The organism is Amycolatopsis camponoti, assembly GCF_902497555.1.
Classification (GTDB): domain Bacteria; phylum Actinomycetota; class Actinomycetes; order Mycobacteriales; family Pseudonocardiaceae; genus Amycolatopsis; species Amycolatopsis camponoti.
In genome coordinates this window covers 332,184-346,923 of sequence record NZ_CABVGP010000004.1, presented here as the reverse complement: position 1 = coordinate 346,923, position 14,740 = coordinate 332,184, and the positions used below count along the sequence as shown (strand labels likewise).

General features: G+C 70.3%; 14 protein-coding genes. 7 read left to right on the top strand and 7 right to left on the bottom strand.

Annotated features, from left to right (window positions below; translation table 11 throughout):
- Positions 1–82: 82 nt before the first annotated feature.
- Both AA23TX_RS48625 and AA23TX_RS48620 read left to right on the top strand, forming a co-directional pair.
- Positions 83–1,165 carry a toll/interleukin-1 receptor domain-containing protein gene (locus AA23TX_RS48625; protein ID WP_155549821.1) on the top strand — a complete coding sequence of 361 codons (1,083 nt, stop codon included), beginning with the start codon at positions 83–85 and terminating at the stop codon, positions 1,163–1,165.
- Positions 1,166–1,216: 51 nt separating this feature from the next.
- On the top strand, positions 1,217–2,020 hold the full coding sequence (locus AA23TX_RS48620; protein ID WP_155549820.1) for an SAM-dependent methyltransferase: 804 nt from the start codon (positions 1,217–1,219) through the stop codon (positions 2,018–2,020).
- Here AA23TX_RS48620 and AA23TX_RS48615 read toward each other — a convergent pair.
- The 3 genes from AA23TX_RS48615 to AA23TX_RS48605 all read right to left on the bottom strand — a co-directional run bounded on the left by AA23TX_RS48615 (position 2,010) and on the right by AA23TX_RS48605 (position 4,121).
- Positions 2,010–2,369, bottom strand: a complete 360-nt coding sequence (locus AA23TX_RS48615; protein ID WP_155549819.1) for a ClpX C4-type zinc finger protein — start codon at positions 2,367–2,369, stop codon at positions 2,010–2,012. The two genes, AA23TX_RS48620 and AA23TX_RS48615, sit on opposite strands and share 11 nt — an antisense overlap.
- Before the next feature lie 26 nt (positions 2,370–2,395).
- The gene (locus AA23TX_RS48610) at positions 2,396–2,785 is read right to left on the bottom strand and encodes a hypothetical protein (protein WP_196425978.1); all 390 of its coding nucleotides are present in this window, start codon (positions 2,783–2,785) and stop codon (positions 2,396–2,398) included.
- A 91-nt stretch (positions 2,786–2,876) separates the two neighbouring features.
- Positions 2,877–4,121 (bottom strand): GDSL-type esterase/lipase family protein, encoded by a 1,245-nt coding sequence (locus tag AA23TX_RS48605; RefSeq protein WP_196425960.1) that lies wholly within the window; start codon positions 4,119–4,121, stop codon positions 2,877–2,879.
- An 89-nt stretch (positions 4,122–4,210) separates the two neighbouring features.
- On the opposite strand from AA23TX_RS48605, the gene AA23TX_RS48600 reads away from it, so the two are divergent.
- Positions 4,211–4,486 (top strand): hypothetical protein, encoded by a 276-nt coding sequence (locus AA23TX_RS48600; protein WP_155549816.1) that lies wholly within the window; start codon positions 4,211–4,213, stop codon positions 4,484–4,486.
- On the opposite strand, the gene AA23TX_RS48595 is transcribed toward AA23TX_RS48600, so the two are convergent.
- From AA23TX_RS48595 to AA23TX_RS48585, 3 genes are all read right to left on the bottom strand, one after another.
- Complete coding sequence (locus AA23TX_RS48595; protein ID WP_155549815.1) at positions 4,483–5,331, bottom strand: GH25 family lysozyme; 849 nt, start codon at positions 5,329–5,331, stop codon at positions 4,483–4,485. The two genes, AA23TX_RS48600 and AA23TX_RS48595, sit on opposite strands and share 4 nt — an antisense overlap.
- Before the next feature lie 91 nt (positions 5,332–5,422).
- On the bottom strand, positions 5,423–6,871 hold the full coding sequence (locus AA23TX_RS48590; RefSeq protein ID WP_155549814.1) for a radical SAM protein: 1,449 nt from the start codon (positions 6,869–6,871) through the stop codon (positions 5,423–5,425).
- Positions 6,871–9,450 (bottom strand): glycosyltransferase, encoded by a 2,580-nt coding sequence (locus tag AA23TX_RS48585; protein ID WP_155549813.1) that lies wholly within the window; start codon positions 9,448–9,450, stop codon positions 6,871–6,873. The genes AA23TX_RS48590 and AA23TX_RS48585 overlap by 1 nt, the downstream gene beginning before the upstream one ends.
- A gap of 115 nt (positions 9,451–9,565) precedes the next feature.
- On the opposite strand from AA23TX_RS48585, the gene AA23TX_RS48580 reads away from it, so the two are divergent.
- The 4 genes from AA23TX_RS48580 to AA23TX_RS48565 all read left to right on the top strand — a co-directional run bounded on the left by AA23TX_RS48580 (position 9,566) and on the right by AA23TX_RS48565 (position 13,083).
- A complete protein-coding gene (locus tag AA23TX_RS48580; RefSeq protein WP_155549812.1) occupies positions 9,566–10,648 on the top strand; it encodes a sensor histidine kinase in 1,083 nt (360 codons plus the stop codon).
- The gene (locus tag AA23TX_RS48575) at positions 10,645–11,289 is read left to right on the top strand and encodes a response regulator (RefSeq protein ID WP_155549811.1); all 645 of its coding nucleotides are present in this window, start codon (positions 10,645–10,647) and stop codon (positions 11,287–11,289) included. The genes AA23TX_RS48580 and AA23TX_RS48575 overlap by 4 nt, the downstream gene beginning before the upstream one ends.
- Before the next feature lie 92 nt (positions 11,290–11,381).
- A complete protein-coding gene (locus AA23TX_RS48570) occupies positions 11,382–11,771 on the top strand; it encodes a hypothetical protein (RefSeq protein ID WP_155549810.1) in 390 nt (129 codons plus the stop codon).
- 1 nt (position 11,772) lies between these two features.
- Positions 11,773–13,083, top strand: a complete 1,311-nt coding sequence (locus tag AA23TX_RS48565) for a DJ-1/PfpI family protein (RefSeq protein WP_155549809.1) — start codon at positions 11,773–11,775, stop codon at positions 13,081–13,083.
- Here the strand turns inward: AA23TX_RS48565 and AA23TX_RS48560 are convergent.
- Positions 13,049–14,545, bottom strand: a complete 1,497-nt coding sequence (locus AA23TX_RS48560; protein ID WP_230863144.1) for an alpha-L-arabinofuranosidase B — start codon at positions 14,543–14,545, stop codon at positions 13,049–13,051. The two genes, AA23TX_RS48565 and AA23TX_RS48560, sit on opposite strands and share 35 nt — an antisense overlap.
- Between the last annotated feature and the right edge of the window lie 195 nt (positions 14,546–14,740).

The window sequence follows — 14,740 nt, the reverse complement described above, 5'->3', positions numbered from 1 at the left end:
CACCGACGATCGCTACCGTGAGTGCGCCGTCATCCGGCCCTGTGCAATTAGGGTGTGCTCCTGCACGGGAAGGTGACCACGCATGACGGACGTACAGACTTATGACTACGACATCGCCGTGTCGTTCGCAGGCGAAGACCGGGAGCTCGTCAGAAGCGTCGTGACCGAACTCAAGGAGCATGACGTCAAGGTCTTCTTCGACGAAGACAGCACTGCTGAGATGTGGGGAGAGAACCTCGTCGACTTCCTCCAGTCGATCTACAGCCGTCGTGCTCGCTATGCCGTTCTCTTCATCTCGAGCCACTACGTCGCCAAGAAGTGGACGACCTACGAACGGAAAGCAGCACAGGATCGCGCTTTCCAGCAGGCCGCGCCCTACATCCTTCCGGTGCGCATCGACGATTCGGAGCTTCCCGGGCTTCTCTCGACCGTCGGCTACGTCGACGCCGAGTTCGCCGGTGCGCGAGGCATCGTCGATGCCGTTCTCAGCAAGCTCGGCAGCCATGCACCGGCGCAGGCCCCGAAGTTCGACGGTCGAGCGCCGCGGACGCCGGAAGCCGTCGCCCTCGTACTCAGCGAACGACCTCCCGGCTGGGAGTTTCTTCTCTACGGCGGCGTCCTCCACCAGGGAATCACCGACCTGGAGGACAAGTATCGGGACCATGTCATCGAATTCTCGCCCCACAACGGCGAAGTGGTTCTCGAGGACGACGGGTTGTCGTGGCTGGCGAGCAAACTGATCTCGGTCAGCAGGATCGTCGACAACCTCGACCGCGTGTTGTCGGACGATGCACAGGTCGCCGCGTTCGGGCGACCTGGTGAACCCGGCGATCCCGAGCGGATCATCCACCTGGCGAATCGGCTGACCGGCATCTACGGCGAGCTACTCGACTGGGCCGCCGGGATCCGGGCAACCGGCTTCGACGACGACGCGGTCCAGCACGTCGCCAACGCCGAAGCGAGGCTCGCGGACTTGCCGATCCAGCAGCTCCGCGAGTTCGTCGAACGCTACTCGCAGCAGATGGACGGACTCACCGCACGCCTCCTCGCCGGCGAAGACGTGCACCTCACATTCACTGTGAAGATCGACATGGACCCGGAAGCGCAGGATATCTATCACAACGCTCTCGAAGCCTACGGTGCCCAGCGACTCGGCAACTCCTGACGAGGACCCACCCGCGACCGCTAGAGTGGGTGCGCCGAAGGGAGTCGTGGGGTGTCTGATCAGGAGGGTGCGGACTGGATTCCGCCCGATGCCGACCTTTCGCGGCCCAGTGCCGCCCGGATCTACGACTACCTCCTCGGCGGGGCCCACAACCTCGCCGCCGATCGGGCCGTTGCCCAGCGGCTCGAGGCCATTCAGCCCCAGGTGGCCGCCGTCGCCCGGCGGAACCGGGCCTTTCTGCGGCGCGTCGTGCGGTTCATGCTCGAGCAGGGTGTCCGGCAGTTCCTGGACCTCGGCTCCGGGATCCCGACCGTCGGCAACGTGCACGAAGTCGCCCAGGCCGTCGATCCCGCGGCCAAGGTCGTCTACGTCGACTACGAACCCGTCGCCGTCGCGCACAGTCTCATGCTGCTCAAGGACAATCCGCACGCCGAGGCCTTCGAGGCCGATGCCACCGACACCGAAGCCGTGCTCGGCTCCGAGTCCGTGCAGAAGCTGCTCGACCTCAGCGAACCCGTCGGGTTGCTGGCCATCACCCTCGGGCACTACCTGCCGGAGGTCCGGGGTGTCTTCGGGACCTACCGCGACGCGCTCGCGCCCGGCAGCCACTTCGCGCTCACCCACCTCACCAACGACTTCGCCGTCCTGCGCGACCCCAAGATCGCCGAGACCATGCGGTCGACGCAGGACAGCATCTACCCGCGTTCGCGTGACGAGGTGCTCGCCCTCTTCGACGGCTTCGAACTCGTCGAACCCGGGCTGACCACCTCCGCGAACTGGCGGCCGGACCGGCTCGCCGCCGTCGTCGATCCCGAAGAGGACGGCCTCTACGCCGGCGTAGGCGTCAAGCCGTAGCCGGACCGAAGCGCTCCCAGGCCGACTGACGGGTCATCCCCAGCGCGTCGCCGATCTGCGCCCACGTGCCGCCCAGCTCGCGCGCCTTGCCGACCCACGCGGCCAGGTTCTGCTGCACCTGCGTGGTCGCCGCCGCGACCGGGCCGAGGTTCTGCAGCACCTGCTCGAGCGGCAGGTCGTGCTCCCAGGGCGCGATCAGCGGCGCGTCCGACGGCTTGCCGTCGATCACCGAAACGCACAGCTGGACACAGCCGTCGCAGATGAACACCCCCGGACCGCCGACGAGCGTGTCCACCTCCGTGTTCGGCTTCGCGCAGAACGAACACCGTGCGATGACAGCAGCCGCCATCGAAACCTCCCTTGTCAGGGTGGACCTTACGCGCGTAAGGCGGAACCTGACAAGCTCAAGAATCCCGACGTCCAGTCGGCGAGCTCCGTCATCCGCGAAGCCAGTTCCTCGATCTCGGCCCAGCGGCGGTGCTCGCGCTCCAGGTCCGGCACCAGGAAGTCCTCGACCAGCTGCAGCAACGTGGCGATCTCGTAGGCGACGTCGGCGAGCTGCAGGAACGGCCGGTACTCGGCCTCGGTGCCGGTCCCGTTCCGCGTGGCCCAGTCGCGGGCGCCGTGCCCGGCGGTGCGGCACACCGCCACGACCCTGCGCCGGAGGTCGCCGCGCCGGGAGTCCGGCCGCCCTTCGGTCAGCGGGGCGACGTTCCAGGCCACGGACAGCAGGCAGCACCCGGCGTCGTCCATCGAGTTGTTCATCACCGGACGTACTGTGGTGAACCGTGCGCACAGTCCGGCCGTTCCGACTCGCGCGGTCACGCCATCGTGTGAAGAACCGTCCCGGATCGGGTCATCGGCGCGCGGACCCGGCCAGCATCGGCAGGGAGATGAAGTCCGCCAGCGCCCGCTGGCCCGCCGCGTTCGCGTGGATGCCGTCGCCGTTGTCGTAAGCCGGGAGGATGCTGTTCGGCTTCAAGGGATCCTTCAGCACCTCGTCGAAGTTCACCACGCCGGAACACGTGCCGCCGCACGAGGACCAGCGGGAGACGAACAGGCCGATGTCGTGCCGGGCGAGGTTCGCGGCGTCGTCGTAGCCGGGCCGCGGCGTGCTCGGCGTGACGTAGACGGCGATCCCGGCCGCGCGCAGCCGCTGGAACACGGCGCGGTAGCTGGCCAGGATCGTCGCGCCGTCGCAGCCGTAGGCGAGGTCGTTGGTGCCGTAGTAGTAGATGACCGACGTGACGCCGTGCAGCGCCAGGACGTCGCGGTCGAGGCGGCTCCCGGCGTCCAGGCCCGCCACCGACGGCGGCATCCCCGGGCACGTCGGCGCGCTCGTCGTGCCCGAGACGCCGGCGTTCGCCACCGCCAGCTGGGCCGAAGCGGGCGCCTCCGCGACGATCCGGCGGGCCAGGTCGTCCGTCCAGCGCCGGTCCGCGCCGAGCTGCGTGCAGCCCGGGCCGCAGTTGGTGCTGCCGATTCCGTCGACGACCGAGCTGCCGAACGGGACGACTGTTCCGTGCAAGGCGGGATTGTGCACGTCGACCGCGCTCACGACGTACGTCGAGCCGACCGTGGAGGTGAAAGCGCTGCCGGAAGCGTCGGCCGTGTGGTCGCCCGAGCCCGGTGCGGTGAGGTAGTTGTCCCGCAGGGCCGCGCCGTGGCGGCCGGGCGTGACCGTGCCCGCGACGAACATGCTGACCGCGAGGTTCGTGTCCGGGCGCGTCACGAGCCGGGTTTCGTCGCTCCAGACGTCCGCGCCGACCGGGATCGTGACGGCGGACGAGCCGACGAAGGTCAGGTCGCGCACCCCGGCAACCTCGGCGCCGCTCGTGCTCGGCGCGACGGTGGCGTGGTCGATGGTCAGCGGGCCGGTGCCGAACGTGTTCTGGAGCCGGACGCGCACGGCGTCGCCGCCTTGGCTCAGGTGCGTGATCATCCGCAGCGAACGGCCGGCGACGGGTGCGTCCGCGTGCCCGTCCTGCGACTGCGCCCACGACGTGAACCAGGCGTGTCCCGCGCCGTCCGCACCCGGCGCCGAGGCGACGACCACCGCGGAAATCGTGGCCAGTACAGCGATCCGATGGACTGCTCGCATCCGATCGATGGTAGGGAGCCGATCATCGAAGCGGCAAGCAGCTTGTCCGATCTTGTCAGCCGCCGGGTTTGCGGGTTCGATGAGGTGTCATGACGCTGCGAGGCCTGCCCCGACGAGCCGAGAGCACCCCACGGCTGTTCGGTGAACCGTACGAGACGCCCGACGGCACGACGGTCATCACCGTGACCAACCCGCCGGGGGTGTTCGCCATCCGCGAAGGCCAGGCCAAGTTCGAACCGGCGGTCGACGCGACGCGCGTGGCCCTGCTGGCCGTGGGCACCGGGCTGGTCGCCGCGACCCTCGGTACGCTCGCCGTGCTGAGGCGGCCGCCGTGGCCGGACCTGACGGGCCGCTGGGAGCGCTAAGCCGCGCCGCCGGCCAGCGCCACCACCCGGCCGAACGGGCCGTTGTAGTAGTTCTGGTCGCCCGGGAGGCCGCCGCCGCGCGCGAACTGCCAGATGCTCTGCTTGTCCCAGCCCGCCGGGAGCTCGCCGACCTCCGGGCCGTACCGCGCGAGCCACAGCGGGTTCGTGTTCCCGAACCCGGACGCGTTGCCGGTGCACTGCTTCCACCACGCCGTGCTGGTGTAGATCAGCGCGCTGCGCTTGACCTTCGCCAGGTAGGTGCGGGTGAAGTCGGTGATCCACGCCGTCATGTCGGCCGGGTTCTTGCCGTAGCAGACGTCGCCGTAGGGGTTGTATTCGATGTCCAGCGCGCCCGGGAGCGTCTTGCCGTCGGACCGCCAGCCGCCGCCGTGGGCGATGAAGTACTCCGCCTGCTCCGCGCCGCCCGAGACGTCGGGGCGGCCGAAGTGGTACGCGCCGCGGATCAGGCCCGCCGCGTGCGCGCCGTCGTACTGCTGGCCGTACTGGGGGTTGACGAACCCGGTGCCTTCGGTCGCCTTGACGTAGGTGAACTTCGCGCCGCCGGCCGCCGCGGCACCCCAATCGACCGGGCCCTGGTGACCGCTCACGTCGTGGCCGAGCGTCTGGTCGGTCGTGTCGGCTCGGGCCGAGCCCGGCACGACGCCTTCGTGCGCCGCGATCTGCGTGCCCGCGAAGTTCGTGCCGGCGAGGGAGTAGTCCGGCGCGGCTTCGGTGGCTCCAGCGGGGACGGCGACGACCACCGAAGCGAGCGCGGCCAAGGCACCCGCTGCGGCGAGCCGAGGCCGCCACCGCTGTTCGTCGTGTCCGGCAACGGTTCGGCTCATCAGGGCTCCGATCTCGGTACGGGCACGTCCGAAGCCCATGCTGCCTGGCCTTGTCGCTCCCCGCGAGCGATAGGTCACTCGATGTGGTGATCTATAGCTCGGTGGTGATGATCGCCTCGACCAGTACCTCCCCCGCCCGGGTGAGCTCGACGACGCCGTCGACCGGCCGCAGCTCGACGAGCCCGCGCCCGGCCAGCGACCGGAACTTCCCCAGCCACGGTTCCGCGAAGAGCGAACGCCCCGGGAACCGCGACGCGTGCAGGGAATCCCGCAGTGGCTGCAACGTCGTCAGCGCCATCTTCACCGCCCGCGCCTCCTGCGCCTCGGGCGTGAAGCGCGTGGCCGAGCCCAGCGGGATCCGGCCGTCCGACACGGTTTCGATGTACCGCTTCGAATTCACGTCGGTGATCGCCTCGGACGCGCGGCAGCTCGACGAACCGCCCAGTCCGATCGCGACCTCGGCTTCCTGCTTGTCCTGGTCGACCATGATGGCCTTCCACTTCTCGGGCCCGAGGCCGGCGCGCGCGAAGTACATCGTCGGGTGCTCGGTGTAGCCCTCGGCGCGCAGGCCGTCGGTGAGCAGCTCCCGCATCTGGTACTGCTCGCCGAGGGTGGGCCAGCGGTGGCCGTCGCGCACGAGCTTGTCCCGGTACGCGGGAAGCTGCCAGGCCGCCGGCTTTTCGCCGGTGACGCCGGTGCGGGTGTCGCTGTAGGACGCCAGGTGCAGCTTCGTGCAGACCACCGCCGTGACTTCGTTCTCCAGCACGACGTCGAGGTCGCGGCGGACGCTGTCCAGGGTCTGGTCGAGCAGCCCGTACATCAGGTCGATGCTGACCCACTCGAACCCCATCGACGCCGCGTTGCGGACGAAGTCGACGCACATTTCCGCACTGTGCTCGCGGCCGCACAGCTCCAGCACGTGGTCGTCGAACGACTGGACGCCGCTGGACAGCTTGGTGCAGCCCAGCTCCCGCAGCAGCTCGAGCTTGGCCGGGGTGAACGTGCTGGGGTCGCCCTCGAACCGGATCGTCGTGTCCGCGGTGAACCCGAACTCCGAGCGGTAGAACTCCAGCAGGCGCCGGATCTCCGGCTCCGGCAGCAGCGACGGCGTGCCGCCGAAGACGTTGAACTCCCCCACCTCGACCCCGGCCAGGTGCGGCACGGCGTCCAGCCACAGCCGGGCTTCGGCGATGTTGAGGTCGACCCAGTGCTTCGCTTTCTCGTACGCCACTTCGGGTTTCCCCTTGACCAGCACCACCGGGTACTGGCAGAAGCGGCAGCGGTACGCGCAGGTCGGGATGTAGGACCAGAGGTGGATGGGGCGCGAAGCGGCCAGCTGCGCGTCGAGATCACGCAGGAAGTCCGACGGCGAGCCGGGGACGTTGCCCGGGAACACGTGCGCCCCGAACGGGTCCTCCTGCACGAAGTCGAGCAGGTGCCGGTTTTCCGGCGCCTCGAGGACGTCGAGCACCGCGGGCCGCGGCCACGCCGGGTCGAGCGTGTGCAGCGAGCCGATCGCCTCTTCGTAGGCGAGGGTCATCAGAACACCCCTCCGTTGCCGAAGTAGTTGTGGGCCTCTCCGGATTCCCGGTCTTCGCAGTAGTAGCGGACGAACTCCGCGAAGCGCTCCGCCGGGATCTCCGCCAGGCACGGCGGCAGTGGCGGCGGGAAACCGATGTCGTCGCCGACGTGCCGCCGCAGGCAGGCGAACAGCTCGTCGGCGAACTCGAAGTACAGCCGGTACGACGGCGTCTTGTACGCGTGGATCGGCGTGAAGTCGACGACGCGCATCTCGTCGCGGATCTCGGCGATCCGCCGCGCGAGCCGGGACGCCAGATCGGCACCGAAGAACGCTGTGACGGCGTCGTCTTCGAGGAGCGTGGGCGTGAGCAGCACCGGCAGGATCGTGTTCTTCGGCGTGAAGTCCTTGATCGAGAACTCCCACGCCTGCCGCGCTTCGGCTTCGGTCAGATCCGAGGCGGCGGCGGGCACCGAAGGCCGGATGTCGCGCATGACGATGATGCCGTCGGATCCGTAGGCCCGGCCGGCGATGACCTCGTCGATGGCGTGGTCGACGCGGCGCGGGTTGATCTCGACGCGCGAGCGGGGCGCGTACGTGATGGCGTCGCCGCCGCTGGCGACCTTGATCCCGAAGTCCCAGTCGTCGGACAGGTGGCTGACGAACTTCCCGTCCTGCAGCTGGTAGAAGATCTCGATGCCGCCGGCGCGCTCGTAGGCGTCACGCTCGACGGCGAACCCCTTGCCGTCGGGGAAACCGCCGAACAGCGAGAACGTGACGGCGCGGCAGCGCAGTGTCCGCTGGATCGCGTCCCACAACCGCGGCCGTCCGGTGAAGTGCGAAGCGTCGTAGTAGTAGTCGCAGACGCCGATCGCGGCTTTGCTCTCCTCCATCGCGGTGCACAGTTCGCTCAGCCAGTGCGGATCGACGCGGCAGTCGGCGTCGGCCGACACGAGGTAGAACCGCTCCCCCGGATCGGTGTCCGGCCGGTTCCGGCTGCGCGCCGCGGCGAAGTCCATGCCCGCCCGCCGCGCGCACGAGACGCCCTGCTCGGCTTCGCCGATCACGTGCAGCGCCAGGTCGGGGTGGGACGCCGCGAAGGCGCGCGCGACGGCCACGGTGTCGTCGGTCGAGTTGTTGTCGACGAGCACGACCTCGTACCGGCCCTTGTCCAGGGGCGCGTCGCCGTCGCGCTGGTCGTGCAGCGTGCGCAGGACCTCCGGCAGGTTCGCGGCCTCGTTGTACACCGGCAGCACGACGGAGAGCCGCGTGCCGGCGCCCATCGGTGGCGGGTAGAGCCGGTCGACGAGGTCGTCGACGACCCGCGTCCCGAAGTGCGCCTGCCCGAGTTCGGAGTTCGCCCGCACCACGTCCGCCCGTTTCCCTTCGTCGGTGATCAGCTCGGAAACCTCTCGCGCGAACGCCGCGTCCGGCAGGTCGCGGGCCCGGATGTCCAGCACCGGGGCCCGGAACCCCTTGCGGCCGTAGACGACGTCGTACAGCTCGTAGCCGCTGGTGACGTACGGCGTCCCGGAAGCGATCGCCTCGCTGACCGGGTTGCCGTAGCTCTCGTAGTCGTAGGAGGTCAGGAAGGACACGACGGTCGCGTGCGCGAGGAGGTCGCGCACCGAGTACCGGCCGGGCACGGCCGTGTCGTACGGCGTCAGCCAGCCGCCGAACACGACGCGGTCGCGGACGCCGAGCCGCGTCGCCAGCCCGGCGAGCCGGTCGTGTTCCGAAGGCGCCTCGGCGACGTCGCCGGCGACGAACAGCCACGCGTCCGGCAGGAGGGCCAAGAGGTGCAGGTCCCGGTCGATGCGCTTCTGCGGGATGATCCGCGTGATCCGGGCGAGCAGCGGGACGTCGCCGGGAATCCCGTGGTCACGGCGGAAACCCGCGTTGCGGTCGTCGACCCGCGCGGGGGCGATGGCGAACGCGTTGGGCAGGACGTCGATGTTCCGCAGACCGGGAACCCACTCCAGGGTCTTCGCCCGAGCCTGCTCGTGCAGCGCGAAGTAGTGGATGTGCGGGGAGTTCCGCGGTGTGGGGACACCGGGGTACGGGAACCGGCCGTACTTCGCGATGCCGGGTTCGCTCTGCCACATGAGGTCGTGGTCGCGCCAGAACACGAACCGGCCGAGGCGGTGGCGGGCACCGTAGCGGTCGATCGCGCGGTAGAGCGCTTCGGTGTAGGTGAGGTTCTCGGGCAGGGTGCCGTTTTCCACCATCACCATCGTGACGCCGAGGCGCTCCCAGGTCGCCACGATCTTCCCGGCCAGCTCACCGGCGATCCGGTCGATCTCCGGACGCAGCGTCTCGTCGCCGTGCTGGACCACTTCGCGCAGGACCCGATCGACGAATTCGCGGTCGTAGCCGCGAATCCCGTCGACGCCTTCGACGCGGTCGAGCGTGACCCACCCGGGCAGCAGCCCGGCTTCGTCGCGGTAGGGCCGGAAGAACGCGCCCTTGTCGGCCTTGATGTCGTAGCCGAGGTCGAGGTGGACCCGGTGGCCGGCGAACCGGCGCGCCGTCTTGAGGAACTCGACCACGACCCCGGAGAGCGGAGTGGCGTCGAAGGACACGCCCCAGAGGACTGACATCGATGTCGGACTCCCGTCTCGGCTTCGCCGTCGTTCCCAGCGTAAGCGGCGCGGACCCGGACGGCCGCGTGAGCGAGTGGTTGACCGCGCGGGCCGGACGCCCCACAGTGACCGCATGAACCGGGCTCTCGGGGTGCTGACCTGCGGCGCCTTCCTCTCGATCGTGCTCGGAGTCCTCGGGTCCGGGGAGCCCGTGCCCGCTCTGGTTTTCGGCGCGGTGTTCGCTCTCGTCGCCACGGCGGGCTTCGGCTGGGTGCGCACCCGCGACGGCTGGGTGGGGAAGGCCGCGTACGTCGGTGTCCAGCTGCCACTGGCCTTCGTGACCTTCACGATCAGCGCCGGCGTCGGGGCGACGCTGTTCCTCGTCGTGCTGGTCAGCCAGTGCGTGCTGCTGCGGCTGCCCCTGCCGGTCATCGCGCTCGTCATCGCCGTGGTGCCGCTCGTGCACCTCGGGATGGCGCTGGGCGCGGGCCTGCGCGAAGGCCTCAGCACGCTCGTCTCGGTGCTGTTCGCCGCGGTCATCACCGAGCTGCTGGTGCGGGAACAGCGCTCACGCGGCGAACTCGCCGAGGCGCACGCGAAACTCCGCGACTACGCCACCCAGGCCGAGCGGCTGGCGACGGCGCAGGAGCGCAACCGCGTCGCGCGCGACATCCACGACGGGCTCGGGCACTCGCTGACCGTGGTCCAGATGCAGGTCAAGGCCGCGCGGGCGGTGCTGCCGACCGACCCGGGCAAAGCCGACGAGGTCCTCGCGAAGGCGCAGGAACAGGCCGAAAACGCTCTCGCCGAGGTCCGCCGATCGGTGAAAGCGCTGCGCGAACCGCGGTCGACGCCGTTGCCGGACGCGTTGCGGGCGCTCGTCTCGGAAGCCGGTGTCCCGGCCGAGCTGACCGTCTCCGGTGCCGAGCGGCCGCTGCCGGCGGAACACCGGGAGGCCCTTTTCCGCACGGCGCAGGAAGGTCTGACGAACGTCCGCAAGCACGCCGGCGCGGGCCGCGTCGAGCTGGTCCTGGACTACGCCGACGCCTCGGTCCGGGTCGTGGTCCGCGACGACGGCGCCGGCACGAACGGCGGCGCGTCGACCGGCTTCGGCCTGCTGGGGCTGCGGGAACGCGCCGGGCAGCTGGGTGGCAAGCTCGACTTCACCTCGGCGCCCGGCGAGGGCAGCGCACTGAGCATGGAGGTCCCGGGATGACACCGGTCCGCGTCCTGCTCGTCGACGACCAGGCGCTGTTCCGCGAAGCCCTCGCCACCCTGCTCGCGACCCACGACGACATCGACGTCGTCGGCGAGGCGGGCAACGGCGAGGAGGCACTGAAGCGGGCGTCGGAGCTCCGACCGGACGTCGTCCTGATGGACCTGCGCATGCCGGTCCTCGACGGCGTCGGCGCGACCCGGCGGCTGCGCCAGGAGCACCCGTCGGTCCAGGTCATCGCGTTGACGACGTTCGACGACGACGAAGACGTCTTCGCGGCTCTGCGCGCGGGCGCCGTCGGCTACCTGCTCAAGGACGTCTCGTCGGCGCGGCTGGTCGAAGCGGTGCTGGCGGCCGCGCGGGGCGAGTCGGTGCTGCAGCCGTCGGTGGCGGCGAAGGTGGTCGCGCGGTTCGCGCAGCTGCCCGAGCCGCGGCCCCAGCCGCTGGTGGTGCCGTTGTCCGAGCGGGAGCGGGAAGTAGTGCGCCTGCTCGCGGACGGCCGCAGCAACCGCGAGATCGCGGCGTCGCTGTTCCTCGCCGAGGGCACGGTGAAGAACCACGTGACGAACCTGCTGGGGAAGCTCGGCGCCCGCGACCGCACCCAAGCCGCCCTGCGGGCCAGGGACCTCGGCCTGCTCTGAGCGGTCACATGACCCGGGTCATGACTTCCGGCACCTGGCAGCGGGGCCGGCACCCGGGATTCTCGTCCAGGAGAAACCTGGAGGGAACCGAGATGATCACCGCCGCACCACCCCGGACCACCACCCGCAAGCTCGCCCGGTTCGCCGCGCACTACGTCGAGATGGTCGCCGCCATGCTCATCGGCATGGTCGTGCTGCACCCGCTCTGGCCCGTCGCCTGGCTCGAACGCCCGGACGCCGCCGCGCTCGTCAAGGCCACGAACATGACGGTCGCCATGACCGCGGCCATGCTGCTGCGCCGGCACTCGTGGCCGCGGATCGCCGAGATGGCCGCCGCGATGTACCTGCCGTTCGTCGTGCTGCTGGTGCCGTTCTGGTTCGAGGCGATCGGCGGCGGGACCCTGATGGTCGCCGGGCACGTGCTCATGGTCCCGCTCATGCTGGCCGTCATGGTGTGGCGCCGCGCCGAGTACTGGCACTGACATGAAGACCGTCCTGAAGTGGTTCGCCCTGGTCGTCGCCGTGCTGGCGGTCCCCGGCATCGGCGCCGCCGTCTCCGCTCTGTCCGCGTTCGACGCGCTGTACTCCCCCGGCCCGGACCGGCCCCTGCCCGCCGCCGCGCCACCGGTGCACGACCCGGCCAAGCCGACCGCGGTGGTCGTCGTCGGCGACCGCGGGGCCGTCGTCTCCGACACCCTGGCGCCGTACGAGATCCTCGCCGCGACCGGCCGGTTCAACGTCTACACCGCCGCGCCGAAGCGCGAGCCGAAGCCGCTGACCGGCGGCCTCGACCTCGTCCCCGACCTGAGCTTCGACGACCTCGCCGCCCGGCTCGGCCCGAAGGCGCCGGACCTCGTCGTCGTGCCCGCGCTCCCGGACGTCGGCGAGCCGAGCACCGAGCCGGTCAAGAACTGGCTGCGCGCCCAGGCCGCCCACGGCGCGAAGCTGCTGAGCGTCTGCAACGGTGGTGGCGTCCTCGCCTCGACCGGGCTGCTCGACGGCCGTCCGGCCACCGCCCACTGGCTGAAGCTCGAAGCGTTCGCCGGCGACTACCCGGCCGTGCGCTGGGTGCGCGGGCAGCGGTTCGTCGACGACGGCGACGTCGTCACCACCGCCGGGATCCTGTCGGGCATCGACGGGACACTGCACTGGGTCGAGCGGCTCGCCGGTCGCGACGTGGCGGCCGACGCCGCGAAGGCGGTCGGCTGGACGCGTTACGGCACCACCGTTCCGGTGCACGAGCCGGCGTCGATGCCGGACGCGGCCGCGATCGTCAACGCCGCCTTCCGGTGGGACCCGGACGAGATCGGGGTGCTGCTCGCCGACGGCGTCGGCGAGATCGAGCTGGCGTCGGTGTTCGACACCGAAGGCCAGTCGCTGTCTTCGCGGACGCTCGCCGTGAGTGCCGACGGCGCCCCGATCCGGTCCCGCCACGGCCTGACCTTCGTGCCGCGAGCGTCCCTCGCCGCGGCGGACCTCGACCGGCTGGTCGTGCCGGGCGCGACGCGCGGGGTCACGCCCCCGCCCGGCGGCCCGGCTCCGGAGTACGTCCACGACCGGCCCGGCTTCGCCTACGACACCGCGGTGAGCGCGCTCTCGCGCCGCACGGACGTCGCGACCGCGCGCTGGACCGCGAAGGTCCTGGAGCTGCCCACCGACGGCGTCGGCTTCGAAGGCCGGGCCTGGCCGTGGCTGCCCACGGCACTGCCGATCGCCCTGGTGCTGCTGGGCGCGGCGGCCGTGGTCGTCGTCCGCCGGATCAGGGCGCCCAGGGCTGCGCGATCACCCAGCTGACGTCGTCGTTGTACGAACCGGCGGCGTCCCAGGCGTGGGCGCCGCTGGTGTCGGCGATGTAGACGGTGTTGTTGTAGTGCCGCAGGTACTTCCCGGAGTAGTTGTACGAGCGGAACGACGAGCCCTGCCCGTTCTTCCCGGCCACCGGGCAGAACGTCGCGTCGGCGCGGAACGCCGCGCTGCCGTCCATCGGCTGCCGGTACACCTGGAAGTCGAAGTGGCGCAGGAAGTCCCCGGGGTAGTTCCGGGACTCGAACGACACGCAGGACGCGTCGGCGAGTCCCTTCCGGACGATCCACGTGGCGTCACTCTTGTCCAAAGTGGAGCTGACCGGCGTGATCACCGTGTTGTTGTTCCGGTGGCGGAGGTAGTCGCTCGTGCAGCACGCGGTGGTCGCGCGCACGGAGATCTCCGAGCCGGGGTTCAGGGTGCCGGTGGACCCGGTCGGGCCGCCGTAGCCGACGGAGACGACGTTCGCCTGGACCGCGTTGTCCGCCGCGTCGGTCGGCAGCCCGGCGGTCATCACTCCTTCGAAGAACGAGCCGATCGAGCCGTTGCTGTTGTCGCCGCCGGTGCCCAGGACGATCGCGCCTTCCTGGTGCATCGGCGAGTACCCGGCCGCGGTCGGCTCGGGGCCGGAGTAGGTCGTCCGGAGGCCGCCGGACTGGGCGTTACCGTCCTTGAGCGCGAAGAAGTTCTGGCCGTTGTTCTTCAGCAGCGCGGTGACGAACGGCGCCGTGATGCCGGTGTTCGCGGTGTTCTGGCTCCCGCCGGCGCTGGACTGGAACAGCCCGTTCTCCAGGTCGGCCTGCACCCAGGGACCCGCGCCGTGGCAGGGCTGGAACCAGCACTCGGTGCCGAAGTTGAGCGCGTCCATGTGGCCGTTGCCGGTGTCCTGGTTGTTCGTCTCGGCGTTGCCGTAGTCGAAGCAGCAGGCGCCGTTGACGTGCGTGCCGGAGGTGATCATGTACATGCCCTCGGGCTGGCCGTTCTTGGCGACGCCGGTCGTCGTGTTGTCGCGGTAGCCCATCCGGCCGGAGAACGAAGCGCCGTAGACCTGGTGGCCGCCGGCGGTCACCGGCAGGGCGTCCGCGGGGACGCCGGTGTCCTGGCCGCCCGCGCCGCCGGGGCCCTCGATCGTGAGGTCGTTGTGGCGCGGGGACTGGTCGTAGATCTCGGTGATGAGACACGTCGTCCCGGCGCAGAAGGAGTCCTGGGCCGCCGCGTTGGCGTAGCCGCCGACCGCCAGAAGGCCGATGTCGGTCTTCGCGCCGTCCCTCGCGCGCTGGACCTGGTACAGCGGCCCGTTGTAGGTGCCGTAGAGGGCTCGCGTGGTGCTGTGCGCGGCGACGCAGGCCGTGCCCGCGGCGCCGTAGATGTCGCACGGCAGGGACGCGGCGGCCGACGCCGTCGACGCGGTCGTCAGGCTCGCGGCCACCAGCGCGACGATGCCCACCAGCACGCGCCAGATCCGCGTCTTATTGTTAGCGCTAACATTCTTGTCGTCTCGACGTTGAGACACAAAAGCCTCCAGAGGGGACCGAATGATGTGAGCGTTACCAGCGAGCACTATGCAGCTCGCGGCCCGCTTTCGTCAACGCTCCGATTCGCCGCGAAACGGACGCCTGAGCGACCTAAAACGATTTAGGAATCCCCG

What these genes read in the sequence shown, in the direction of transcription:
- AA23TX_RS48625 (WP_155549821.1), top strand. Translation starts at nt 83, where the DNA reads ATGACGGACGTACAGACTTATGACTACGACATCGCCGTGTCGTTCGCA.
- AA23TX_RS48615 (WP_155549819.1), bottom strand. Translation starts at nt 2,369, where the DNA reads ATGGCGGCTGCTGTCATCGCACGGTGTTCGTTCTGCGCGAAGCCGAAC.
- AA23TX_RS48610 (WP_196425978.1), bottom strand. Translation starts at nt 2,785, where the DNA reads ATGAACAACTCGATGGACGACGCCGGGTGCTGCCTGCTGTCCGTGGCC.
- AA23TX_RS48605 (WP_196425960.1), bottom strand. Translation starts at nt 4,121, where the DNA reads ATGCGAGCAGTCCATCGGATCGCTGTACTGGCCACGATTTCCGCGGTG.
- AA23TX_RS48600 (WP_155549816.1), top strand. Translation starts at nt 4,211, where the DNA reads ATGACGCTGCGAGGCCTGCCCCGACGAGCCGAGAGCACCCCACGGCTG.
- AA23TX_RS48595 (WP_155549815.1), bottom strand. Translation starts at nt 5,331, where the DNA reads ATGAGCCGAACCGTTGCCGGACACGACGAACAGCGGTGGCGGCCTCGG.
- AA23TX_RS48590 (WP_155549814.1), bottom strand. Translation starts at nt 6,871, where the DNA reads ATGACCCTCGCCTACGAAGAGGCGATCGGCTCGCTGCACACGCTCGAC.
- AA23TX_RS48585 (WP_155549813.1), bottom strand. Translation starts at nt 9,450, where the DNA reads ATGTCAGTCCTCTGGGGCGTGTCCTTCGACGCCACTCCGCTCTCCGGG.
- AA23TX_RS48580 (WP_155549812.1), top strand. Translation starts at nt 9,566, where the DNA reads ATGAACCGGGCTCTCGGGGTGCTGACCTGCGGCGCCTTCCTCTCGATC.
- AA23TX_RS48575 (WP_155549811.1), top strand. Translation starts at nt 10,645, where the DNA reads ATGACACCGGTCCGCGTCCTGCTCGTCGACGACCAGGCGCTGTTCCGC.
- AA23TX_RS48570 (WP_155549810.1), top strand. Translation starts at nt 11,382, where the DNA reads ATGATCACCGCCGCACCACCCCGGACCACCACCCGCAAGCTCGCCCGG.
- AA23TX_RS48565 (WP_155549809.1), top strand. Translation starts at nt 11,773, where the DNA reads ATGAAGACCGTCCTGAAGTGGTTCGCCCTGGTCGTCGCCGTGCTGGCG.